The sequence below is a fragment of the Microbacterium candidum genome (genome assembly GCF_030315975.1).
GTDB classification, from domain to species: Bacteria; Actinomycetota; Actinomycetes; order Actinomycetales; family Microbacteriaceae; genus Microbacterium; species Microbacterium candidum.
Map to the genome: position 1 here is coordinate 32,674 of NZ_JASXSZ010000009.1, position 20,375 is coordinate 53,048.

The following is a 20,375-nucleotide window of genomic DNA, read 5'->3' on the forward strand; positions in this document are numbered from 1 at the left end:
CGTCCTCATACTCCCGTGCGCTTCTTATTGACGTGTCAATCATATGGAACGCCGACGCCGGTGAATCGATTCCCGAGCACGCCGACGTCGGCTGTCAGGAATCCGTGAAGTGTCCCGATCCGCGCCTCCGGGTCCTGGCGGGGTCCATGCTGGTTGTGGGCGGTTGCGGCACACGAGTCGAGCTGGTCACAGCGCATTCGGGAAGCGCTGCCCTCACCCGGTCGAGACCGCTTCGCCGCCGGGAAGCGCGGTTGTCCCCAGCAACCCACTCCCGACGGCCTCAACCGTCGCGCAGCGGGCCACGTTCGCCTGACGCTCGCCCTCCTCGTCCCCGACCCCGGCACTGCGGGCGGGAATATCCTGAGGACGGGGCGTCGAGATGTGCGAACGCGGCAGGGTCTTTCGGATCGGTCTGCGTCTCCTCAGCTGGACCGCAATCGGCATCGGCGCGGCCGCGGGACTGGTCGTCGCCACGGTCGGCATGGCCATCGCGGAAGGGATGCTGGTCCGCGAGCGCCTCGGCGCCACCCGTCTCGACTCCGTCCTGCCGCGCAGCGGCACGTTCGGGGGGGACCAGGCGGGGCCGGCGGTCGCGCTCGGGATGATGGGGGACTCGCTCGCCGTCGGCTACGGGGCCGAGTCGCCCGACGGAGCGCCCGGCGTCGTGATCGCGGAGGGGCTCGCCGAGGCATCCGGTCGCCCGGTCGTCCTCACGAACGTCGCGGCGGTGGGCGCGGAGTCCACCGCGCTCATCACCCAGCTGGCGCACCTGCGCGCCCTGGCGACGCCCGATGTCGTCGTCATCATGATCGGCGCCAACGATGTGATGCATCTGAAGCGCCTCACCGACGCCCTGTGGCCGCTGTCGGAGACGGTGCGGCAGCTGCGCCGCGGCGGTGCGCAGGTCGTCGTCGCGACGTGTCCGGATCTCGGGACGGTGCATCCGTTCTCGCAGCCGCTGCGCTTCTTCGCGCACTGGTACAGCCGCGTCCTCGCCACCGGTCAGGTCATCGTCGTCCTCCGCGCGGGAGGACGCACCGTGTCGCTCGCGGACACGCTGGGACCCCTCTTCCACCTCGACCCGGACGACATGTTCTCCGCCCACGATCACCTGCATCCGTCGAGCGTCGGATACCTCGCGGCCGCGGAGGTGATCCTCCCGAGCGTGCGCGTCGCCGCCGGCTTCCCGATCCCAGGGGACGAGCGCATCCCGCACCGGATCTACCGGAGGGGCAGTCGCCATCCGCTCGCCTGGTGGGCGTTCCGCGCATCGCGGCGCGTCGGCGCGCGGCTTACGGCGTACGAGAGCATGGCGGGCACGACGATCGCGGGATGAGGCGTGCCCGGTCCGGCCCGCCCGGTGCACCGCCGGGCTCGCCGCGCAGCGCGCTCAGCAGGAGCTCGCGAGAACGGGCAGAGTTGAGGCCATGAGGCTCCGGACCAGACGCCCGACCGCAGTCGAGCCGCATCCACTCGCCGTCGGGGCGGGGGCCCGACTCCGCGCTGCGGGCCCGGCCGTCTCGCTCGACGCCGCCCAGCTCGCCGCCGTCGAAGCACTGAGCCGACCCGCGGCCCACGGCTACTATCTCTGGGGCGCGGCCGGGCGGGGGAAGACCATGCTCGCCGACCGGTATTTCGCGGCGATCCCGTCCCCGCACAAGCGCCGGTTCCACTTCCACGACTTCTTCCGCGATCTGCAGCGTCAGATCATCCTCGAGCGGGAGCCGCTCGACGCCTCCCTGCGCCGGCTCGTGGGCGACGCGCGGGCGATCCTGTTCGACGAATTCCACGTGCATGACGTGGCGGACGGCGTCTACCTCGCCGCCACGCTCGAGACCCTCATCGCGCACGGCGTGCTCCTCATCGCGACGTCGAACTACGAGCCGAGCGGCCTCATGCCGAACCCTCTGCTGCACTCCCGCTTCGAGACGACGATCGAGCTCGTCACCACCCGGCTCGACGTCGTGCACATCGGCGCCGGGGTCGACTATCGCGCAAGGCGGGCCGGGGATGCGGCGGGCCGCGGCTTCGCCACGGGCACGTGGTGCATCGGCGAGTCGTCCGCGGCGGACGGCGCCAGGATCGACCTGGATGCGGGCGGCTTCCGCATCCGCGCGCGCCACGTGCACGAAGGTGCAGCATCCTTCGACTTCCACGACCTCTGCGGGCGCGCGCTCGGAACGGCCCAGTACCTCTGGCTGGCCGAGTGGTTCGAGACGGTCGTCCTCGAGGACGTGCCCGACCTCGCGACGGTCGGCCGCGACCCGCTCGCGCGGTTCGCGAACCTCGTCGACGTCCTCTACGACCGGGACGTCCGCCTGCGCGTGTGCGCGGCGGCCATCCCCGAGCGCATGCTCGACGCGGTGGATCCGCCGCGCGATGCGCCGCGCACCCTCAGCCGCCTCTCGGCGCTCGAGCGCGTGCGGGCGCGCGCCCTCACTTCTTCTTGAGCGACTCCTGGTACTCGTCGGCGTAGGTGGGGGTGCCGTCGATGAGGCTGTCCGCGAAGGCGGCGACATCCGGTCCGATGAGCTCGATCACGCCCTTGCCGGATGCCGCGCCCTCCTCGAAGAAGTCGACGATGCCCGGGAGCAGCGTGCCGTCGGGAAGGTCGACCGGGCCGACCTTGAAGAGGTACTTCTGCATCTCGCCGTAGACGATCCGGTAGTCCGGCGGCAGCGCCTTGACCCGCGCCATGTGCGCCCGCCACTGCTTCTTGCCCTCGATGATGTCCTGGATACCCATGTCAGGCTCCCAACTCTTTGAGCTTCTTCGCGACGGTCCGGTTCAGCTGCGCGCGCCACCGGTCGCGATACGTGCGAGCCCCTTCGCCGCCGGCGAGCGCGGCACAGAAGCCCGGGATGTCGTCGCCGACCACGTCCTGCGCACTCAGGCCCTCCGCCGCCGTCTCCTCGAGGAGGCCCAGGGCGTTGTCGAGGATCGGCATGAGGTTGCGGCCGGTGAAGCTGCCATAGGTCCACATCCCGTTCTTGATCTGATCCCACGCCGCGCGATGATCGGGCGGCAGAGCCTCGGCCCTCGCCTCGAATGCGGTGAACTCCCGCGTCATGTCGTTGCCGGTGACGGTGTCCCAGAGATTCATGTCCCACCTTCCTTCAGCGTGTCGATCCGCGACGAGACGTAGTCCCATTTGGCCCAGAAGGTCGCGAGCTGTGCGCGCCCCTCCTCGTTGAGCGTGTAGAACTTGCGCGGCGGTCCGACCTCCGAGGGCCGCTTCGCGACCTGGACCAGACCGTTTCGCTCCAGCCGGAGCAGGATCGTGTAGACGGTGCCGTCGACGACGTCGGTGAAGCCGAGATCGTTGAGTCGCCGCGTGATCGCGTATCCGTACGTCTCTTCGGCCCCGATGATCTCCAGCACGCAGCCCTCGAGGGTGCCCTTCAGCATCTCGGTCAGGTCGTCCATGGCATCCTCGGATCCGGCGTTCGCGGTACTACGTGATACAAGGTACCACTATTCAGTACCACGCAGTAGTGCGGACGGGGATGTCAGAGCTTGTAGCCGATGGCGCGCAGCAGCTCTCTGCGGTCCGCGATGTCGCGCTCGGTCTCGACGCCGACCGGCGGCTCGCCGTCGATGACGCCCGTCACTCCGCGGCCGCCCTCGGTGACCGCCACGAGGATCTGGACGGGGTTGGCCGTCGCACAGTAGACCGTGCACACCTCCGGCACGGCCTTCACCTGATTGAGGACGTTGACCGGGAATCCGTCGCGCAGCATGATCACGAACACGTGGCCCGCCGCGATCGCGACGGAGGCGTTCACGGCGAGCTCGACGAGGTCGTCGTCGTTTCCGGTGTGCCGCACGAGGCGGGCACCGGATGCCTCGCAGAACGCGACGCCGAACCGCAGCACGCCGCCGACCCCGGCCAGGGCCTCGTGCAGGTCTTCGACGGTCTTGATGAAGTGCGACTGGCCGACGATCACGTTGACGTCGTCCGGCTTGTCCAGCGGCACGACTTCGATGTCGACAGCCATGGCGAACCTCCTTAGACGCCGTCAGCCTAGTTCTCCGGCCCCGCGGCGGCTACGGCGTCATCCGTACGTGTAGAAGCCCTCTCCGCTGGCGATGCCGAGCTTGCCCTTGTCGATGTAGTTCTCCTTGAGCCAGGCGGCGTGACGCCGTGCGGTCGCGTCGCCGTGGGACATGATGTTGTACGGCGTCGTGAGGCCGATGATGTCGTAGTACTGGAAGGGTCCGAGCGGCGCTCCCGCGCCGATCTTCCACACGCGGTCGATGTCGGCGGGCTCGGCGTAGCCGTCCGCGGCCAGCTCGAGCGCGGCGCCGAGGAACGGCACGAGCAGCGAGTTCAGCACGTAGCCCGCTTTCTCCTTGTGGATCGGGATGGCCACCATCCCGATCTCGCCGGCGAACGCGACGACCTCGTCGAACACGGCGGGGTCGGTGTCGGGTGTGCCCATCACCTCCGCGGTGTTGGAGATCCAGATGCGGTTCGCGAAGTGCAGCGCGAGGAACTTCGCCGGCCGGCCTGTGAAGTCCTTCATCGCGCTCGGCAGCAGCGTCGACGAGTTCGTCGCGAAGATCGTCTTGGCAGGCGCGACCGCGCCGAGCTTCTCGTACGTCTCCTGCTTGAGGGCGAGCACCTCCGGGATCGCCTCGATCACGAGGTCGGCATCTCTCACCGCGTCCGCGAGATCCGACGAGTACCGGATTCGGCCGAGCGCCGCATCCGCTCCGCCGTCCGCAGCGCCCGCGACGCCGTCCTTCTTGTACGTCGCCGCGAGCCCCGCGAAGCGCTCGGTCGCCTTCTCGAGGATCTCGTCGCTGATGTCGTACGCGGTCACCGCGAACCCGCTGAAGGCCACCTGGTAGGCGATCTGCGATCCCAGCACGCCGGTGCCGAGCACGGTCACGTTCTTGATGTCGGTCATGTCCGCCAGTCTGCCCGGATCGGGTGGCACGCGGCGAGAGGCCCGGCGATCCGCGACGGAGGCGCCCGATACGCTGGAGGGGATGACGAACTCCCGTGCCGAGGCGGCCTACCACCGGTCCCTTGCCGCGTTCCGCACTCCGACGCTCGATCTGCTGCACGGGTATCATGCTCCGTTCGTCGTGGCCGTCCTGTCGATCGTGTTCACGGTGGATCGCCCCGCGGTCGCTGTCTCGGATGCGCACGCGGAGGTCGCCGAGATCCTCGATCAGCTGCGGGCCGCGGGTTACGACGAGGACGAGCGCGCGCTTCCGGCCGGCTCGGCCCGCGAGATCTGCCGGCGCTGGGTGAAGGCCGGATGGCTCGTGCCCCAGATCGACGACGACGTCGAGGTCTATCGGCTCACCGCGCATGCGGTCGGGGCGCTCGAGATCACCGGCCGCACCGGGGGCGGGCGCACCCGTGTGTCGAACTCGCGCGTGCGGACGCTGCTCGAAGCAGTCGAGCGGCTGGCCGACGACGCGGAGACGGATCCCGCACGGCGGCTCGACCGGCTCGTCCGGGAGCGCGCCGCGCTCGACGAGGAGATCGCCCGCATCCAGCGCAGCGGACGCGCGGACCCGGTCGACGACGAGCAGCTCCTCGAGGAGGCGGAGAACGTCCTGCACCTGGCGCGCGAGCTCCCCGCCGACTTCGCGCGCGTCGCCGAGTCGATCAAGGCGATGCAGCGCGACGTCGTGGCCGATCTGCGCCGCGATGTGCGCCCGACCGGAGAGGTCCTGCGCGAATACCTCGAACGCGGCCAGCACGTCATGCAGGTGACGCCCGAAGGCCGCGCCTTCGAGGGCGCGCTGCGACTCATCGGCGATCCCGACAGGATCGACGACCTGGCCGACCAGCTGCACAGCGTGCTCGCGCATCCGTTCGCCAAGGCGATGGATGCGGCGCAGCGCAGCGAACTGGACGCCATCGGCCGCCGCGTCGAACTGGGCGTCGAAGAGGTGCTGACCGCGCAGCGCCGCGCATCGCGGGTCATCACCGCGCAGGTGCGCACGCACGATCCGGTGCGCGACCGCCAAGTCGACGAACTGCTGCGCGATGTCATGTCCGGGCTCCAGGCGTGGACGCACGGGTCGTCGCCGGACGCCCCGGTCGACCCGGTGCGGAGTCTGCCTGCGGCGGCGATCGGCCATCTTCGGCAGTCGGTCGGCGACATCCGTCCGCCCGGTGCTCCTGCCCCGCTCGCCGACGCCGACGACGCCGAGTTCCTGGACGCCGACACCCGCGCGTGGGGCGGGCCGCGCTATGCGGAGCTCGAGGAGTACGTCGCAAGCCTCGGCGCCGAGTTCGATCTGGCCGCCGCCTTTCAGGAGGCCGCGGACGACACGCGCCGTCCCGTCGACCTCGTGGGCCTCCTCGAGATCGCCCACCGCACGGGGATGGTCGAGACCGACGAGGTGTCGGTCGTCGAGGCGATCCGCCCCGACGGCACGACGCGGCGGTTCGCCTTCGGCGCCGTGACCGCGCGCGCGGCCGGACCCGCAGTCGCATCCACCGTGAAGGAGACGGATGATGAGTGAGCCTTTCATCGAGCCGGTCGCGATGGAGGAGGATCCCGACGAGCTGTTCGCCGGCGACCGCGGCGTGCTCGAATCCGCCGTCCGGCGCGTGCTCGTGCTCGTGCTGCAGCGGCGATTCCTTCTCGCCGACCGTCACCGGGACGCGTGGACGGTGCTGCTCGACAACCAGCAGCTCATCGAGTCCCGGCTGAACGACCTGTTCCTCCGGCTTGTGATCGACCACGAGCGCGGTGTCGCCTACAAGGCGCAGGTGCGGTCGGACGAGCTGGAGATCCCGATCCTCCTGCGCGACTCGGCGTACTCGCGCTCGGAGACCCTCGTCCTCGTGCACCTGCGCACCGTCTATCAGCGCGAGACCGCCGCAGGCGAGTCGTCGGCGCGTGTCGACATCGAAGACGTCGAGCAGACGGTGCTCAGCTACTTCGCCGATGCTGACGGGGACATCGCGCGCCGCCAGAAGGCGATCCGCACCGCGATGCTCCGACTCACGAAGGACGGCATCGTCGAGGAGGAGTCGGTCGGTCGCTATCGGATCGGTCCGCTCGTGGAGATCGTGCTCAGCGCGGAGAAGCTCCGGGAGCTGCGCGACTGGCTGCGCACCCGCGTCGCCAACGGTGATGCGCGGCCCGAGCGCGGCGAGGCCTTCGATCTCGACGACGACGACCCGGACCTGGATGCGGACGACCTGTCCGACGACCAGCCTGCTGAGGAGCTTGCCCAGTGACGATGATCGAGACGCTGTTCGGGCTCATCCCGGCAGGATCGCGCGGCCAGCAGTGGCTGGCAGAAGACCTCCAGCTCGTGAACTGGGGCGGGTACGACGGCGCGCACCGCGTGCGTTTCTCTCCGGCGGCGACACTCCTGTGCGGCGGGTCCGGCTCGGGCAAGTCGACGCTCATGGATGCCTACATCGCGCTCATGATGCCGCACACGACACCCTTCAACGGCGCTTCCAACGGGGGAGTGACGGGGCGCCCGCGCGGGGAGGAGCAGCGCAACATCCTCTCGTACGCGCGCGGCAAGCTCGACGAGTCCCGCACCGATGAGGGCACCAAGATGCGCGTGCTCCGCGGCGACGGCGTCGACACATGGACCGCCGTCTCCATGACGTGGCTGGATCACGACGGGGCCCGCTTCACCGCCGTGCGCGCGTGGTACGTCCCGGCGGGTGCACGCGTGCTGGAGGACGCCGTACGCGTCCGTGCGACGGCGGACGGCCCCTTCGACCTCAGCTCCCTCGAATCGGCCGCCGTGCATCGCTTCACCGACACGTCGCTGAAGGCCGCGGGGCTCGATCCGGTGGCGACCGACCGCGAGTTCTCGGCGCGCCTGCACACCGTGCTCGGAATCGGGGCCGCGGGCTCGGGCGCGAAGGCGATGAGCCTCCTCGCCCGCATCCAGGCCGGCCAGCAGATCACGACGGTCGACGACCTCTACAAGCGGCTCGTGCTCGAGGAGCCGGAGACGATGACGACCGCCGATGCGGTGGTCGCGCACTTCGACGAGCTCGAAGGAACGCGCACGCGCATGCTCACGGCCCGGCAGCAGGTCGGGGCGCTCGAGCCCATCCGCGAGCTGCGCGGGAAGATCGCGGACGCCGCCGAGCGGGTGCGGATCGTCGACGAGATCGGCTCTTTCTCGGATGCCGAGTCGCTCGCATCGCTGTGGCGTGCGGGCCGGCGGCTCGATCTGCTCCGCGATGTGGAGTCGGAGCTCGGCGAACGCACGCACGCGATCGACGTGGAGCTGCGTGAGAAGGGCGCGCTGGCGGATGCCGCGGAGGCGGAGCGGGACGGCCTGGCCGACCTGCTGCGACACTCGGGCGGCGACCGGCTCGACACCGCTCAGCGCGAGCTGCGCGAGGTGGAGCGACGGCTCGGCGCCGTGCAGCGGCAGCGCGGCGTGCTCGACGAAGACCTCCGGATCCTCGGGGTCGAGGCGGCCGACCGCGATCGGTTCACAGCACTCGCCGCCCGGGCGCGCGAGGAGCTCGCCGATCCGGACGCCAAGCGCACCGCGCGGCAGGCGTTCGCCGAGGCGATGTCATCGCGGCGGGCTCTCGACGCCGAGATCGCCGAGCTCGAGGCGGAACGCACGCGCACCGAGGCCGGGAGCGACAACATCCCGGGCGCGCTGCACGAGTCCCGCGCCCTGCTCGCACGTGCTGCCGGTCTCGAGCCGGACGACCTTCCGTTCGTCGGCGAGCTCGTCGAGGTGCGCACCGAGTTCGAGCCGTGGCGCGAGGCGTTCAACCTCGCCCTCGGCGGCTTCGCGACGACCCTTCTGATCGACGCCGCCGTCCTCGCGCGGTTCCGCGAGGCGATCAACACCGTGCGGACCCCCGTGCGACTGCGCTACGAGGGCGTGCACACCGGGCTCCCCGAGGCCGGTGCGCGGGATGACTCCACTCTCCCCGGGCGCCTCGACTACCGCAGCACGCCCTTCACCGGCTGGCTCCAGCAGCGCCTCGACGAGCGGTTCGGTTTCGTGTGTGTGGACTCGTCGGCGCAGCTGCAGGCGCACGGCAAGGCGCTCACCATCACCGGGCAGACCTCCGAGGGGAGCCGCGGAGCGCATGGCGGCCACGGGCGCGCCAACGTGCTCGGGTTCTCCAACGACCGCCGCCTGCGCGAACTCGCCAAGCAGATCGACCGCGCACGATCCGCGCTCGTCGATGCGATCGACGCGGCGGAGGACGCTGAGGCCGCCCTGGATGCCGTCGATTCGCGTCTCACGGCGTGGACGAGGATCGTCGACCTCGCATGGGAGCAGGTCGACCTCGACGCCGTCGTCGCCGAGCGCGACCGGTGGAAGGCCATCGAGGACGAGGTCACCGCGGGCAATCCGGAGATCGCACGGATCCAGGGCCAGCTCGCCGCCGCCAAGGGGAAGGTCGGCACCCTCCGCGAGGACATCGCGCGGGCGAAGGTCGAGCGCGAGCAGCTCGAGGCCAAGTGGGCGGCCGTCACGGACGATGTGGACGCCAGCCAGTCGACCCTCGACGCGGCCGAGGACGCCGACCGCGCCCTCGACGACGATCAGCGCGGGTTCCTCGACGCCCGATTCACCCTGCGCGACAGCGCGACGGCGGCGAGCCCGTCGGCGGTCCTCACGCGCTTCGACGCGGCGCTGACGACGGCGGGGCAGCGTCTTGACGAGGACCGGGCCGCGGCATCCGCCGCGCACGAGGAGCATCGCGACTCCATGCGGCGACTCATGAGCGGCTTCCTCGAGCGGTGGCCGAATCCGAACCTGCTGCCCGACCCCGACACGTCCGTCGGGGACTTCGAGCGCATCCTCGAGGCGCTCGAGACGAGCGGGCTCCACGAGCTCGAAGCGGAGTGGCGCGACAGCCTGCTGAAGCTGTCCGGCAACGACCTCACGAACCTCGACTCGACCCTCGCGCGGTCTCTCCGCGAGATCCGCGAGCGCATCGAGCCGATCAACGTCATCATGCAGGACCTCCCGTTCTACGACGACGACCATCGCCTGCAGATCACGACGCGGGAGAACCAGTCCGAGGCGCGGAAGCGCTTCCGCCGGGAGCTGCGCGAAGTGCGCGGGCTCATCGACGCCGCCAAGACGGATGACGAGCGCGAGAACGTGTATCGGCGCATGAGCAGGCTGATCGGGCGGATGCGACGCACGGCGCCCGACTTCGGCGACCTCGTCGACGTGCGCAACCATGTGCGCGTGAGCGCCGAGCGGATCACCGCCGACACGAAGCAGCACGTGGCGCTCTACGACCACATCGGAGAGAAGTCCGGCGGCGAGTCGCAGGAGCTCATCGCGTTCATCGTCGGCGCGGCGCTGCGGTACCAGCTGGGGGATGCCGGCGCCGAGCGCCCGCGCTACGCGCCGGTGTTCATGGACGAGGCGCTCATCAAGGCCGACGCGCACTTCACGAAGCGCGCGATCGGCGCGTGGCGGGGGCTCGGGTTCCAGCTTGTGATCGGCGCGCCGAACGACAAGTACAGCGCGATCGAGCCGCACGTGGATGTCGAGTACGACATCCTCAAGGACACGCGCGGTCGCTCGTGGGCGAAGCCGAAGGTCGGCCTGCCGGAGCTCGCCGGGTGACCGCGCGGCTGAGCAGGTGACTGCCCGGTCCCTGAGCCTGTCGAAGGGTCGTCGCCGCCCGACGACGACCCGTCGACAGGCTCAGGGACCACGGGTCCGTCGCCGAGCCATTCGACCAGTCCGATCAACGGGACGGCGTATCCTGGAGCGTATGCGTTTCGCCTCCACCACCTGGACCTGGCTGCACTAGCAGCCGAGACGCATCCGCGCGGGCTGCACGGCAGCCCGCGACCCGCGGTCCCCTGAGATCCGTGCAGCTCCCTACCCACTGGAGCACACATGGATTCCTTCACCGCAACCGCCCGGCGCATGCCTGCGCTGCGCAGCGAGATCGCCGATCATCCGGAGCGATACCGCATCCTGACCGGGGAGCGACCGACGGGTCGCCTGCACCTCGGTCACTACGTCGGCACCATCAGCGAGCGGGTGCGCCTGCAGGATGCCGGAGTCGAGACGTTCGTCATCGTCGCCGATTACCAGGTGATCACCGATCGAGATTCGGTGGGCGATATCGCGGACAACGTCTTCAACGCCGTCCTCGACTATCTCGCGGCGGGTCTCGATCCCGCCGGGACGACCATCTTCACGCATTCCGCAGTGCCGGCGCTGAATCAGCTGATCATCCCGTTCCTCAGCCTCGTGACGGAGGCGGAACTCCACCGGAATCCGACGGTGAAGGCCGAGGCCGCCGCGTCCGGTCGCGCGCTGAGCGGTCTGCTGCTCACGTATCCCGTGCACCAGGCGGCCGACATCCTGTTCTGCCGGGGGAACCTCGTCCCCGTCGGCAAGGACAATCTCCCGCACGTCGAGATCACCCGCACGATCGCCCGTCGCTTCAACGAACGCTACGGGCCGGTCTTCCCGGAGCCCGAGGCGCTTCTCACCGAGACGCCGGAACTGCCGGGCTTGGACGGACGCAAGATGTCAAAGAGCTACGGCAACACGATCGGTCTCGGGATGACCGCTGACGAGACCGCCGCCGCCATCAGACGGGCGCGCACCGATTCGGAGCGGACCATCACGTATGACCCCGAGGGTCGTCCGGGTGTCAGCGGACTCTTGGCGACGGCGGCCGTGTGTCTCGATCGCTCACCCGCCGACGTCGCCGCCGAGCTCGGGGACCAGGGGAGCGGTGCGCTGAAGGCGTTGACGACGGAGGCCGTCAACGAATTCCTCCGTGAGCACCGGGAACGGCGTTCGGAGCTGACGGCCGCCGATGCGGCATCCGTCATCCGCACGGGGAACGCGCGAGCCGCGGAGATCGCACAGGCGACCCTGCGCGAGGTGCGCGACGCGATGGGGATGATCTACTGACTCACCCGGTCGGCAGCGATGGCAGGCGCAGGTCTCACCCTCCGGAGCTCGCCGAGCTTCACCACCACGACCCCGGCGACGATGAGCGCGGCCCCGAGCCACTGCAGGCCGCTCGGGACGAATCCGAGGAGCACGATCGGCCAGAAGATGCCGAAGAGCGCCTCCGAGTAGCCGGTGAACGCCGACATGACCGCGCCCAGTCGGCGGGCGGCGGCGACGCCCAGCACGTAGGACAGCACCGTCGAGATGAGCACGAGGCCGGCGACGACCATGAGCGGCGAGACGGCCTTCTCCGCGATCGTCGCGGCCGTCGCGGTGACCGTGAAGGGAAGCACGTGCACGGCGCTCACGGCGATGAGGGTCACGGAGCCGACCGCGAGGCCGAGGCCGACGAACGGGAGCGGTGGGATGCCATGGTCTCCGTCGGCGCCGGTCGCGTAATACGCCGCGTTGCCGATCGCCGCGATGAGGGCGAAGAGGATGCCGATCGGGTTGAGCTCCTGGCCGGACCCGATGCCGGAGATGGCGAGGAGCCCGAGCACGGCGATGCCTGCCCCGAGGAACGTGAGGCCCGTCGGGCGGATGCGGGTCCGCGCCCACGTCCAGAACACCAGCAGCACCGGCCCCATGAACTCGATCAGCAGCGCCAGGCTGGGCGGGATGAACTCCACCGCGATGAAGAACGCGAGCTGACATCCCGCGACCGCGAGGAGCCCGAAGAGCAGCAGCGGCCCGCGTGCCCGCCACGCGAGCACCCAGCGGCCGCGCATGACGATGGCCGTCGGGATCGCGAGCACGAGCGCCGCCAGCGAGATGCGCGCCGTCGCCGCCGCGCCGGCCGACCACCCGGCCGACATCAGCGCACTGGCGAACGTCCCGGACAGGGCGAAGCTCGCCGCCGATCCGACGGCGAGGAGGAATCCCGCCGCGGGAAAGCTGCGCTCGTGCCCTGACATATCTGCATCCGTTCCGGCCGCCGCATCCTTCCGGCGCCCCAGCAAGGTTACGCCGGGGAGCGGACACGTCCGGACGGGTCAGCGCGGCCGGTGCTCCGCGCGCGCGAGTGCATCCGCAGCGCGCACCAGAGCGAGGTGGGAGAACGCCTGCGGGGTGTTCCCGACCTGGCGCCGGCCGTGCACGTCGTACTCCTCGGACAGCAGCCCGACGTCGTTCGCGATCGCGCAGAGTCGGTCCATGAGCGCCTCCGCCTCGTCGACGCGCCCCGTCGTCGCGTACTGCTCCACGAGCCAGAAGGAGCACGCGAGGAACGGATGCTCGCGCCCGGGCAGGCCGTCGACCTTCGTCACGGTGCGGTAGCGGCGCAGCATCCCGTCCTCCATGAGGTCCTGCTCGATCTTCGCGACCGTCGCGAGCATGCGCGGATCGTCCGGCGGGCAGTACCCGACGAGCGGGAGCAGCAGAAGTGAGGCGTCCACCTCGGTCGTGCCGTAGTACTGGGAGAAGTGGCCGTCCACGACCGCCTGCGTGTCGATCTCGTGCCGCATGCGGTCGCGCAGCTCGCGCCACTCGTCGAGGTGGCCCGACAGCCCGAACTCCTCGACGGCGCGCACGGCGCGGTCGAACGCCGCCCACACCATGACACGCGAGTGGGTGAACATGTGCGGGTCGCCGCGGATCTCCCACAGCCCCTGGTCCGGTCGCTGCAGGTTCTCTGCCGCATGCCGGATCAGGTGCTTCTCGAGCGGCCAGGAGAACTTCGACTCCTCGAGTCCCGCTCCCCGCGCGGCGGAGAGCGTGACGAGCACCTCTCCGACGACATCGGCCTGATATTGGAGCGCCGCGCCGTTGCCGATGCGGACCGGCACCGACTCCTCGTAGCCGGGGAGGGAGGCGAGTTCCCGCTCGACGAGGTCGCGCTCACCCGCGAGCCCGTACATGATCTGGAGGTCCGCAGGGTCGCCGGCGACCGCGCGCAACAGCCAGTTCCGCCAGTGGTGGGCGACGTGGGTGAAGCCGTGCGCGAGCAGGGCCTCGAGCGTGAGCGCGGCATCCCGCAGCCACACGTATCGGTAGTCCCAGTTGCGCGATCCGCCGAAGTCCTCGGGCAGCGATGTGGTCGCGGCCGCCGCGATGCCGCCCGTCTCGCGGTTCGTGAGCGCGCGCAGGGTGAGCAGCGACCGGACCACGAGATCCTGGTGGGGGCCGGCGTGCTCGATACGGTCGGCCCAGTCCTGCCACCACCGACGCGTGTCCGCGATGCCGCCTTCGACGTCGAGGGGCTCGGGCACGGGCAGATGGGACGGGTACCACGTCAGTGTGAGGTCGACGGATGCGCCGGCATCCACCGTGACCTCGCCGCTGTGGACGTGATCGACGGGATGCAGGCGGGCCCCGCGCATGACGATCGCGTGCGGACCCGCCGTCGCCACCAGCGCGGGCTCCTGCTCGGTGCCGTCCTGCCGCACCCACGGCAGCGCCCGCGAGTAGTCGAAGCGGAAGCGCACGTCCTGGTCGAAGGCGACGCTTCCTTCGATCCCGACGATGCGGCGGACCAGATCGATGCGGTCGACGTCGACGCGACTGTGCCGATGGATCGGCATGACGTCGTGCACCTCCGCCACGCCCGTCGCCGTCTCCCAGCGCGTGACGAGGATGAAGGTGTCGCCGTCGTAGCGGCGGCTGGCGACGGCGTTCGCGTCGTGTGGGCGGAGGTTCCAGCATCCGTTCTGCTCGGTGCCGAGGAGGGCCCCGAAGACGGATGCCGAGTCCAGCCGCGGCAGGCACAGCCAGTCGATCCCGCCCTCGCGCGAGACGAGTGCCGCGGTGTGGCAGTTGCTCAGCAGTGCGTAATCCTCGATCGGGACGGTCACCGTCCCACTCATACACCCATCGCCCGACACTATCGAGGAGACTCGGCGGCGCGTCCGCCGCGCATAGGTAGGGTGTCACCGTGGGGGAGAGCGGACAGGACGGCACCGGCGGGATGCTGCGGCGCATCGTCGCGTGGGTGCTCGGCCTGCGGATCGTCCGGGCCTACCTCCTGTACATCGAGCACCGCGGACCGATGCTCGCCGACAGCATCACCTACCGCGCGCTGTTCAGCATCTTCGCCGGGGTGCTGCTCGTGTTCTCGTTCGCCGCTCTCTGGCTGAGCGGCGCTCCCGACGCGATGCACGCCCTGACGGAGGCGCTCGACGCGATGATCCCGGGTCTGTCGAAGGTCGTGGACGTCTCCAGCATCGACGCGCCCGTCGGGTTCACGCTCATCGGCGTCTTGTCGCTCGTCGGCCTCGTGGGCGCGGCGATCAGCGCGATCGGCAGTCTCCGCGCGGCCCTGCACATCCTGGCCGACGAGGTCGTGGACGACGTCTTCTTCGTCTGGGTGATCCTGCGGAACCTGCTGGTGGCCGCCTGTCTCGGCGCTCTCCTCGCCGTGGCGGCGCTCGCGAGCGTCTTCGGCGTGGCGGGTGTCGGCGCGGTGATGGGGTGGCTCGGGATGTCGAGCCACGCCTGGCCTGCGGTGATCAGCATCCGACTCGTGGACATCCTCGTCGTGTTCGTCGTCGACACACTGGCGATCGTGCTCCTCTTCGTGGTGCTCGCGGGGATCCGGCCGCCGGCGCGGGCGCTCTGGATCGGGGCGATGATCGGCGGACTGGGCCTCACGGTCCTGCAGGAGCTGTCCGGCCTGTTCGTGCGGGGCGCGGCATCCAATCCGCTCCTCGCCTCCTTCGCGGCCCTGATCGCGCTCCTGATCTGGTTCAACCTCTCCGCACAGGTCATCCTGCTCGCGGGCAGCCACATCATCACGGCGGCGTCCGACGCGCACGACCGTGATGCGGAGCGCCCGGCCGCCCGCACGATGGAGGAGCGTCGCGTGCGGCGCGCTGAGGACCGCGTGCGTGTCGCCGAGGAGGAACTGCAGACGGCACGGGATGCAGTGCAGCCCCGCCGCGACGGGTGATCGGCGTCGTGGTCGACCGCGCCGTCAGTCGACGCGATCCTCGACGGCCTCCGCATCCGGCTCCACGACGACCTGGCCCCGGATCGGGAAGGCGCGGAAGCAGAGCCACGCGAGCACGGTGAAGCCGAGCGGGATGACGGCGATCATGAGCCGGATGCCGGAGTCGACGGCGTCCGGCTGGGGGCCCTTGAGCGTCGCGTCGAATCCCGTCGCGCCCAGGACGACCGCGGTGACGATCGCCTGGAACACGACCGAACCGCGGACGATGAAGCCGTTCACGCCGAAGTAGATGCCCTCGCGGCGAAGGCCGGTGCGCTGCGCGTCGGCGTCGATCACCTGCGAGAGGACGACCTCGAGCAGCTGCAGGAGACCGCCGACGCCGACGCCGAGCGCAAGCGACACCACAGCGGCCGCTGCGATCCCGGAGGTGAACGCGTACCCGAGGGCGGCGACGCCGAAGACCGCGACCGTCCACAGGAGCGCCGTGCGCGGCGAGGTGCGGCGGGCGAGCGCGCTCCAGCCGATGAGCGACGGGATCGCGGCGAGGAAGATCGCCCCGAGCAGGATGCTGCCGTCGGAATCGGGGAGATGGAGGCTGTAGTGGATGTAGAACGGGACGGTCGCGATGATGATCGCGATCGACGTCTGCACGAAGAGGGACCCGAGCACATACGTGACGAACGCCCGGTTGGCGAGCGTGTAGCGCAGCTGATCGCGCCACGACATCGTCGCGGCATCCCTCGTCGTCTCGTCGGCGCGCTCGATCATGCCGCCCGCGAACGACCAGACGAGCATGCCGAGACACACGAGGCCGAGGAGGAGCGCCATCGCCGGCCATCCGAGGTTGTCGTAGAGGAGGGGCGCGAGCGCCGTCCCGATGATCATGCCGACGATGCCGAAGATCTGCCGGGGCACGTTGCCGCGGGTGCGTTCCGAGGTGGTGCGGAAGATCTCCGGGAACAGGGCGGATGCGTTGAGGACCACGGCCACGAACGCCAGATCGTAGACCGCCACCACGACGACGAACCACGCGATGAGACCGGCCGTCGGAAGGGCCGGCGGCATCCAGATGAGCGAGAAGGCGACCACGAGCGGGATGATCCCGATGCCGATCCACGGCACGCGGCGCCCCCACGCCGTGCGATGGCGGTCGGAGATCGCACCGACGAGCGGATTGAGTGCCGCGTTGAGGACGGCATGGACGATCATCGCTGCGGCGACCCACCCGGCGGGCACGGCGAGATGCGAGACGTAGAAGTAGACGACGAACGCGGCGAACGTCTGCGACATCAGCTGGATGGGGAACGAGGATGCGCCGAACGCGACGGTCTGCGCGCGCGCCGGGGCGCCGGCGATGCGGCGATCGCGGATGCGGGCGACGAGGCTCATGCGCGCACTCCCGCAACGCGCTCGGATCGCTGCACAGCTCGGAGGTCGCGCCAGCCGACGCGGACGATGCCCTCCTCGGCGAGCACGGCGGCGAGCGCGGGGTCGGCGAGGAGCCGATGCTCGTACCCGCGCTTGGCTGCTGCGAAGTCGACCGTGTCGCGCAGGTCGTCGCCGTCGATCATCGGATGCAGGTAGATCTCCGTGACGCCCGCGGGCACCGCCCGCAGGAGGGCGAAGAACCCGTCGCGCACCTGCTCGTAGGTCTCCTCGCCGGCGGTGCCTTCGCCTTCGAGGGCGAAGGAATGGGACCACAGGCGGTCCGGCAGGACGACGCCGAGCGCGTCCGCGCCGGCCACGGCACCGGCGAGGAGCTCCTCCTGCTCGGGGCCGACGCCGAGCCCATCGGCGGAGCGGGGGAGGCGGAAGGGCAGGCCGTGCTCCGCGGCGAGCGCGAGCACCGGGCCGATGAAGTCGCGGCCCGTGACGAGCCCGTAGACGGACCCCATGTGGTTGTCGAGATGCGTCACGTCGACGCCCGCCTCGAGCGCGGCGGAGACCTGCGCGCGCAGCTCCGCCTCGACGTCAGCCGCCGAGGCGTTGCGTTCGACCGCCGCCGCATCGGCCGGGAAGAAGCCGTCGTCGTCCACGAGCGTCGTTGCGACTCCGGTCAGCGGACGCCATCGGTATCGTCGCCACTCGCTCGTCAGTACGAGGTGCACGCCGAGGTCGAGCTCGGGATGCGCAGCGGCGAAAGACACCGCCTCGGGCGACCAGCTGCACGGCATCATGATGGTCGCCGAGTCGAGCGTCCCGTCCTCGAGGCGCTCGACGATCGCCGTGTTCGCCGCGTGGCACATGCCGAAGTCGTCCGCGTTGAGGATGATCGCGCGCGTGCCGGCGGGATGGCCGAGCCGCTCGATGAGAGAGGTGGTCATGAGCGGGGTCCTTCGGTCGGGGCGGAGACGATGCGGGTGAACAGGAGGTCGCGGAGGACGACGGATGCGTGGATGCACGCGCCGTCGAGCGTCGCAGTGTCGCCGGTGACCGCCGGGCGCACGGGGACGGGCAGCTGATCGGCGATGACGTCGAGTCGCCGTCGCACGCCCTCGACGACGGCGGGATGGGCGGCGAGAGCCGCGAGCACGATCATGTCGGGATCGAGCACGAGACGGAGCGACGCGGCGATGACGGCGATCCGCTGCGCCGCGAGGTCGGCGACGCGCGTTGCCGCGGCATGCCCGGCGCTCGCGGCGTCCAGGATCTCCTCGACCGAGGCCGCGGCGTCGAAGCCGAGGGATGCGGCGAGCTCGGCGAGCATCGGGCGGTCGAGCGCGGGCATCCCGACTTCGAGCCCGGGCTGCGGGAGGTAGCCGATCTCGCCGGCGCCTCCGGACCGGCCGCGGTGGAGGGTGCCGTCGACGACGATCGCCGATCCCAGCCCGCCGGTGACCGACACATACGCGAACGTCTGCTCCGATCCGCCCGTCGCTTTCATCTCGGCGAGCGCCGCGAGGTTGACGTCGTTCTCGATGGTCACTGGTACGGCGAGCGCCGCCTGGATGCTGTCGCGCAGCCTCCCGTCGTCGCTCCCCGAGGCGTTGCGGATCGTGCCCGCGGCATCCACGATCCCGGCGACGGCGACCACCGCGCACTGGACGTATCCGATCGTCGTGGAGTGGCAGGAGGCGACGAGAGCGGAGATCTGCGCGGCGACATCCGGCTCGCGCGATGCCGACTCACGGGCTCGCACCGTGCCGGTGACGTCGACGAGCGCGATCTCGACGCGCTCGTGGCCGACGTGGGCTGCGACGGCGATGCCCAGCGTCGGGCTGAGGACCACCTGCTTCGCCGCGGGGCCCCGGGTGTGCCGGTCGAGTCCGGCGGGTACGACGGCGCCGTAGGCCTCGAGCGCACGCAGCAGCTGAGTCACGGCCGTTCGCGACAGCCCGGTGCGCTGCATGATGTCGGCGCGGGAGAGCGGAGCTCCCTCGGCCAGGACGTCGAGCACGGCGCGCGCGTTGAGCGCGCGCAACAACGCCGGTGATCCCGCGAGTGCATCGACCATGTCGCACCTCCTCGTGCCCGAGAAGTATGACACAACTAGTCGTACTGCGGGATATCGTCCTCCCTTCCGCCGGAGAATCCCCGGTGGGACCATGGATCATGGCCACGGATGCCGCTGGGGGCGTCACGGATGCGGAACTCGCGCGGCGGCTCCAGATCCTCGCGACCGAGCACTGGGGACTGCTCGCCGCGCGCAGCACCGCGCAGAGCGAGGTGCTGACCCGCATCACGATCCATCTCACGCTCGTCTCGGCGGGACTCGTGACGATCGGCCTCCTCGGGCAGGCGACGCATTTCGCGTCCTGGTTCGCGGTCGCGGCGCTCGGCATCCTCGGATTCCTCGCCGTCGTCGGCCTCCTGACGCTCATGCGCGTGCTGACGGTCTCGGAAGAGGACTTCATGTACGTGACTGCGATGAACCGCATCCGGGCCGCGTACGCCGAGATCGACCCGGCGGTGCCGAGCTACTTCCTCGCTTCCACGCACGACGACGAACTCGGGATGCGGACCACGTACTCGTTCTTTCGCCACAGGGGAGCGGCGGAGCAGGTGCTCGGATCGTCGACGATGCTCAGCATCCTCGTGAACGCCGTCGTGACGGGCATGTTCGCGGGCGGGCTGTGCGCGGCTCTGGGGACGCCGGTGCCCTGGGCGGTCGCGATCGGCATCCTCATCGGCCTCGGCGTCGTGGCGGCCGCCGTCTGGTACGCCGGCTACCGGTTCATGTCGGCGTGGCGGACCTACGTCCCGCTGAGTCCGAGCGGGGCCCCACCGCCGCACTGGCGGGTACGCTCGCATCCATGAAGGTCGAGATCCTGCACATCGACGAGTGCCCGAGCTGGGTCGAAGCGGGCGCGCGGACGAGGCGGGCGCTCGACGCGCTCGGTCTCGAGGGCATCGAGGTCGAATACGCCCTGATCCGCACGGAGGAGGATGCGGCGGCACTCCCGTTCGCCGGCTCTCCGACGATCGTCGTCGACGGCGAGGATCTCTTCCCGTCGGACGGCCGCACCACCGACCTCGCCTGCCGCGTCTACGTCACCGAGACGGGGCTCGCCGGCCTCCCGTCGCAGACGCAGCTCGACGCCGCCCTCGCCGCGCGGCGATAGGC

19 protein-coding genes are annotated in these 20,375 nt (G+C 70.4%); 9 read left to right on the forward strand and 10 right to left on the reverse strand.

Annotation, left to right across the window (positions count from 1 at the left end; translation table 11 throughout):
- Positions 1-379: 379 nt before the first annotated feature.
- Entirely contained in the window at positions 380-1,336 is a 957-nt protein-coding gene (locus QSV35_RS19400) for an SGNH/GDSL hydrolase family protein (RefSeq protein ID WP_286290632.1), read from the forward strand.
- A gap of 91 nt (positions 1,337-1,427) precedes the next feature.
- Positions 1,428-2,450: a cell division protein ZapE gene (gene zapE / locus QSV35_RS19405; protein ID WP_286290633.1), complete on the forward strand. Its 1,023-nt coding sequence runs from the start codon at positions 1,428-1,430 to the stop codon at positions 2,448-2,450.
- On the opposite strand, the gene QSV35_RS19410 is transcribed toward zapE, so the two are convergent.
- The 5 genes from QSV35_RS19410 to QSV35_RS19430 form a co-directional block, all read right to left on the reverse strand.
- A complete protein-coding gene (locus tag QSV35_RS19410) occupies positions 2,437-2,745 on the reverse strand; it encodes a DUF1048 domain-containing protein (RefSeq protein WP_286290634.1) in 309 nt (102 codons plus the stop codon). The genes zapE and QSV35_RS19410 overlap by 14 nt on opposite strands.
- A 1-nt stretch (position 2,746) precedes the next feature.
- Positions 2,747-3,103, reverse strand: coding sequence for a DUF1048 domain-containing protein (locus tag QSV35_RS19415; protein ID WP_286290635.1), 357 nt, complete (start codon positions 3,101-3,103; stop codon positions 2,747-2,749).
- Positions 3,100-3,426 carry a PadR family transcriptional regulator gene (locus tag QSV35_RS19420; RefSeq protein ID WP_286290637.1) on the reverse strand — a complete coding sequence of 109 codons (327 nt, stop codon included), beginning with the start codon at positions 3,424-3,426 and terminating at the stop codon, positions 3,100-3,102. The genes QSV35_RS19415 and QSV35_RS19420 overlap by 4 nt, the downstream gene beginning before the upstream one ends.
- A gap of 83 nt (positions 3,427-3,509) precedes the next feature.
- Positions 3,510-3,998, reverse strand: a complete 489-nt coding sequence (locus QSV35_RS19425; protein WP_286290638.1) for an adenosine-specific kinase — start codon at positions 3,996-3,998, stop codon at positions 3,510-3,512.
- A gap of 57 nt (positions 3,999-4,055) precedes the next feature.
- Entirely contained in the window at positions 4,056-4,913 is an 858-nt protein-coding gene (locus QSV35_RS19430) for a 3-hydroxyacyl-CoA dehydrogenase (protein WP_286290641.1), read from the reverse strand.
- 82 nt (positions 4,914-4,995) lie between these two features.
- On the opposite strand from QSV35_RS19430, the gene QSV35_RS19435 reads away from it, so the two are divergent.
- The 4 genes from QSV35_RS19435 to trpS all read left to right on the forward strand — a co-directional run bounded on the left by QSV35_RS19435 (position 4,996) and on the right by trpS (position 11,886).
- Positions 4,996-6,492 (forward strand): DUF3375 domain-containing protein, encoded by a 1,497-nt coding sequence (locus QSV35_RS19435; protein WP_286290643.1) that lies wholly within the window; start codon positions 4,996-4,998, stop codon positions 6,490-6,492.
- A complete protein-coding gene (locus tag QSV35_RS19440) occupies positions 6,485-7,216 on the forward strand; it encodes a DUF4194 domain-containing protein (RefSeq protein WP_286290644.1) in 732 nt (243 codons plus the stop codon). Before QSV35_RS19435 ends, QSV35_RS19440 begins: the two co-directional genes overlap by 8 nt.
- Complete coding sequence (locus QSV35_RS19445; RefSeq protein WP_286290645.1) at positions 7,213-10,572, forward strand: ATP-binding protein; 3,360 nt, start codon at positions 7,213-7,215, stop codon at positions 10,570-10,572. Before QSV35_RS19440 ends, QSV35_RS19445 begins: the two co-directional genes overlap by 4 nt.
- 279 nt (positions 10,573-10,851) lie before the next feature.
- Positions 10,852-11,886, forward strand: coding sequence for a tryptophan--tRNA ligase (trpS, locus tag QSV35_RS19450; RefSeq protein WP_286290646.1), 1,035 nt, complete (start codon positions 10,852-10,854; stop codon positions 11,884-11,886).
- Here trpS and QSV35_RS19455 read toward each other — a convergent pair.
- A complete protein-coding gene (locus QSV35_RS19455) occupies positions 11,880-12,842 on the reverse strand; it encodes an EamA family transporter (protein ID WP_286290647.1) in 963 nt (320 codons plus the stop codon). The genes trpS and QSV35_RS19455 overlap by 7 nt on opposite strands.
- A 78-nt stretch (positions 12,843-12,920) precedes the next feature.
- A complete protein-coding gene (locus tag QSV35_RS19460) occupies positions 12,921-14,729 on the reverse strand; it encodes a glycoside hydrolase family 15 protein (RefSeq protein WP_286290648.1) in 1,809 nt (602 codons plus the stop codon).
- 68 nt (positions 14,730-14,797) lie between these two features.
- Between QSV35_RS19460 and QSV35_RS19465 the strand changes: the two genes are divergently transcribed.
- A complete protein-coding gene (locus QSV35_RS19465; RefSeq protein ID WP_286290649.1) occupies positions 14,798-15,811 on the forward strand; it encodes a YihY/virulence factor BrkB family protein in 1,014 nt (337 codons plus the stop codon).
- A gap of 24 nt (positions 15,812-15,835) precedes the next feature.
- On the opposite strand, the gene QSV35_RS19470 is transcribed toward QSV35_RS19465, so the two are convergent.
- Genes QSV35_RS19470 through QSV35_RS19480 form a run of 3 tightly spaced genes read right to left on the reverse strand, consistent with a single transcriptional unit; the run spans position 15,836 to position 19,265 of the window.
- Positions 15,836-17,200, reverse strand: a complete 1,365-nt coding sequence (locus QSV35_RS19470) for an MFS transporter (protein ID WP_286290650.1) — start codon at positions 17,198-17,200, stop codon at positions 15,836-15,838.
- Positions 17,197-18,135: a polysaccharide deacetylase family protein gene (locus QSV35_RS19475; RefSeq protein WP_286290652.1), complete on the reverse strand. Its 939-nt coding sequence runs from the start codon at positions 18,133-18,135 to the stop codon at positions 17,197-17,199. Before QSV35_RS19475 ends, QSV35_RS19470 begins: the two co-directional genes overlap by 4 nt.
- Positions 18,132-19,265 (reverse strand): ROK family transcriptional regulator, encoded by a 1,134-nt coding sequence (locus QSV35_RS19480; protein ID WP_286290653.1) that lies wholly within the window; start codon positions 19,263-19,265, stop codon positions 18,132-18,134. Before QSV35_RS19480 ends, QSV35_RS19475 begins: the two co-directional genes overlap by 4 nt.
- 83 nt (positions 19,266-19,348) lie before the next feature.
- Between QSV35_RS19480 and QSV35_RS19485 the strand changes: the two genes are divergently transcribed.
- Together QSV35_RS19485 and QSV35_RS19490 are read left to right on the forward strand one after the other, a co-directional pair.
- Entirely contained in the window at positions 19,349-20,068 is a 720-nt protein-coding gene (locus tag QSV35_RS19485) for a hypothetical protein (RefSeq protein ID WP_286290654.1), read from the forward strand.
- Positions 20,065-20,373, forward strand: coding sequence for a hypothetical protein (locus QSV35_RS19490; RefSeq protein ID WP_286290655.1), 309 nt, complete (start codon positions 20,065-20,067; stop codon positions 20,371-20,373). The genes QSV35_RS19485 and QSV35_RS19490 overlap by 4 nt, the downstream gene beginning before the upstream one ends.
- Positions 20,374-20,375: the final 2 nt, after the last annotated feature.